The organism is Bacillus sp. S71 (assembly GCF_016625265.1).
GTDB lineage: Bacteria > Bacillota > Bacilli > Bacillales > Bacillaceae_G > Bacillus_A > Bacillus_A cereus.
In genome coordinates this window covers 1-3,801 of the sequence record NZ_JACVUW010000030.1, presented here as the reverse complement: position 1 = coordinate 3,801, position 3,801 = coordinate 1, and the positions used below count along the sequence as shown (strand labels likewise).

Genomic DNA, 3,801 nt, shown 5'->3' with positions numbered 1-3,801 from the left:
AAGAACTACTTGGTCGCTCATTTGCGACTTCCTTATGTTAACATCTTCGTTAGTTAATGTCAACTAAGTTTTTCATTTTGTTTGTCGCTTGCGACGTTAATGTCATCGGCGACTTGTTCTATATTACACCTCTAAAGTATAATCGTCAACACCTTTTTATAAAGAAATTCAATTTAATATTTTTATGCTTTTTTAGCTAGATACGTCTCTCCGAGGATTCATTACCAAAGAGCTACCTCCTGCTTCTCTTTAATATATTTTCCCTAAATATATTAAAGTTACTTTAAACCTTAGACTTAATTTGTACAGAAGTTTTTACCCAGCGAAACTAACAATCTTATTTTAATAAATATTAATACCTCTTTGTTTATCACGCCCTCTATTAGAAACGATTGAAGATATACGTATTCTTATAATAGACAACGATACAGAAATCCATAATAAACTCATATACTACTCTAGTTATAGAGTCCCAAGTTCTCCTTATATGAAGTAATGGTTGCTTATCTGTTTACTCGCAAATATATAGAACCACACTAATATATTTATTAACTATCCTTATGTCACTGAAATATCAACCTTATATCTCTTTCATCTTTAGCATCATCCATTTCCATACAGCCATATCCTCTTAATTAAACATTTAAGATATGCTCAAGGTCCGAATAGATTAATAGCATTTCTTTTTAAACACATATACTGGATTAAAAATACGCACCTCAATGTATCAAGTGTACCGAACACACATATACAGAACGCTCGTTCCTTTCATTACTTCACTTTTTATATAACATTAATAGATATTAATCCCATACCTATATTTACGTTTTACTGCTAAAAGAGCGAATCATTTCACTAACAAAGCATTTAGTTTCATTTCTAGTATATATCCCCCTTTTGAAATACATATAGAATCATAATTTCCGTTGTTTCTATCTCCCCCCTAAGAATACACAACCATACAAAAACAATTCTACAACAAGGTATACGACGGCTGCACAATTATAAATCTTAATCCTCTCAATACCTACAGGGGTGCTGTCCGCCTTTAACACAAATATATACTAAAAAAATTTCAATATAAAATGGCCGGAATTTCTACACTAAGAAAAATCCGGCTCTTATTTTTAGGCCACAGCCAAAATCATTTTTACATTTAGTATTAAATGTCTATTCAATATTCCCTACTCCGCTCTGCTGAAGGTGAATGTATCATATCTGTCACTGCACGGTATAAATTTTCTGGATGTTCAGCTATCCGGTGACATAGATACAAGTACCACTCTTTCCCATAAGTCAAATATACTCTAGCGTTCTGTCCTTTGTTTTTCAAATCTCTTAACATATCCGGACGAATTCCATATAGCATTTCTATTTCTACATTAGTTTGACTAAAATATTGACGTTGCTCCATCTCTGTAATAAGAATTTCATCATGTGTAGCTATAGATACAGGATGATTGTGTTCAACTAGTTGTTCTACAATTTGAAGATACTGTTGATTTAAATCAGTTGACCTAGGCATAGCAATATCCGGAACTTCTTGATAGGCACCTTTTACAACTCTTATTTTCCCTGGATAATGAAGGAGTTCTTGAATATCATTGTTTGAGCGATATAAATGTGCCTGTATTGTTATCCCTACATTATGATATTGCTCAGTTACCTTTTTATAAATGGAAAGAATGTCCGCTGCTTTAGATGATTCTTCCATACTTATCATAAGGGTAGTTCCATGTACTTTCGCCTTCTCTGCCAACTCCATTAAATGAATATAAGATATTTCTGGATCTATAGATAATCCAATATGAGATAAATCGAGTGATACTGTTTGTTTCATAGATAGAGCACCCATGTCCCCAATAAGATTCAAAAACTCATTTTTTGCTTTATAGCATTCCTCTATATCTAGAGTATTTTCCCCTATGTATTCTAGTGAAGTATGATAACCTTTTGTAATTAGTTCTTTTGCCGTCCCAATTCCCTCATGTCTCGTTTCTCCGGTGACAAAGCGTTTCGCAGCTTGTAATAATAACGCATAAAGTTCAGTGGATTGTTGTACATATGCTTTTATATGTTCATTTCGTGCAATCGATTTAAATGCCTGAGCTACTTGTAATTCTGGTTTAGTCATCACATTTTCATCTCCTTTAGAACTATTTGACCCTACTATAGCATGCTAAAATGGTTTGTATTAGTACCATTTCATCCAAACTTTTATGGTACCAATTTTGATGAAGGGAGCATTTATATGCTTTGGATACCTATTGATCGATCTTTAGATATAAGTTTAATTCGACAAGTTTATCACCAGATACGTGAACGAATATTAAACGGAGAGCTACAATCTGGTGATAAACTACCAGCAACACGGGAATTATCTTCTGAGTTAGGTGTGTCTAGGAATGTAATTTTAGAAGCTTATGATCAATTATTTTCCGAAGGCTTTTTGGTCACTCGGCAAGGAGCTGGAACATTCATTGCCGAAGGGGCTTATTTAGAACAACGTAAAAAATCAACTCTAATTGATTCTTTATATTGGTGTGAAGAAACAAACAAAGAGAGTAACATCATTAATTTTCGTTCAGGAATACCAGCATTAGACTTATTTCCACGTAAAGGATGGGCAAAGTTGTCTCACACGATATGGAATGAAACACCTCCTTCTACGTTTGGATATGATATCCCCCAAGGACGTCCCGAATTAAGAAAGGTTTTATCACGGTATTTACTAAAAACAAGAGGAGTTTTTTGTCATCCAGAACAATTGGTGATTACTTCCGGTGCAACACAAGCTTTAACACTTGTGTCCAAGTTACTTTTGTTATCAGGTGACGAAGTACTAATAGAAGATCCCATCACCAATGACATTCAAACAATTTTTAAAAATTCAGGAGCCTTTCTTTCCCCTATACCAGTTGATGATAATGGGATGAATACATCTTTGTTACCTGCAAATAAAAATCCAAAATTCATCTTCATTACTCCTTCTCATCAGTTCCCTTTAGGTGGAACGTTGCCAATTCAACGACGTGTTCAATTGGTTAACTACTCAAGAAAAACAAATTGTTACCTCATTGAAGATGATTATGATAGTGAGTTTCGATATGAAGGCTCACCTGTAAGTTCATTACAGGGGTTGGATCCCGAACGTGTTATATACATAGGTTCATTTAGTAAAATTTTATCACCGTCCCTTAGGATGGGATACTTAGTTCTTCCCTCACACCTTGTTGAAAAATGTCGCAGGGTAAAATGGTTTTCAGATTTACATACACCTTCTTTAAATCAGCTTATCCTTGCTAAATTTATTGCCGAAGGTTATTTGGAACGACATATTATGAAGATGAAAAAAATCTATAAAAATCGAAGAGACTTCCTTATCCAGCAATTACAATCAGCATTCTCAAATACAATCAATATTTTCGGTTATTCTACAGGATTACATCTGATTGTTGAATTCAATCAAGTTCAATTCACAAAAGAATTACTTGAGAAAATCCAACAACTCGGAGTGAAAGTATATCCTGTGGAAGACCACGCCATTGAAAAAGGAAAACATCACAATCGAATTATTATAGGGTATGGCCATTTAACAACTGAAGAAATAAAAGAGGGTGTGAGCAGGCTCCAAAGGGCAATATCTAATAAAGCTGTTTCTTGCTAGATAAACGTACTCATAGAGCCCACATTAATTACAAGTTTATTTTACAAAACACAAAAAAGACGAGTCATTCTGACTCGTCTTAAAGTTGCTTGGCGACGTCCTACTCTCACAGGGACAAGGTCCCAACTACCATC

2 protein-coding genes are annotated in these 3,801 nt (G+C 34.3%); one reads left to right on the top strand and one right to left on the bottom strand.

The window, feature by feature from the left end:
- Positions 1 to 1,174: 1,174 nt before the first annotated feature.
- Positions 1,175 to 2,134: a proline dehydrogenase family protein gene (locus IBT51_RS26825; RefSeq protein ID WP_168411628.1), complete on the bottom strand. Its 960-nt coding sequence runs from the start codon at positions 2,132 to 2,134 to the stop codon at positions 1,175 to 1,177.
- A gap of 117 nt (positions 2,135 to 2,251) precedes the next feature.
- Here IBT51_RS26825 and pdxR point away from each other — a divergent pair, with 117 nt between their 5' ends.
- Positions 2,252 to 3,667 (top strand): MocR-like pyridoxine biosynthesis transcription factor PdxR, encoded by a 1,416-nt coding sequence (gene pdxR / locus IBT51_RS26820; protein ID WP_200458886.1) that lies wholly within the window; start codon positions 2,252 to 2,254, stop codon positions 3,665 to 3,667.
- Positions 3,668 to 3,801: the final 134 nt, after the last annotated feature.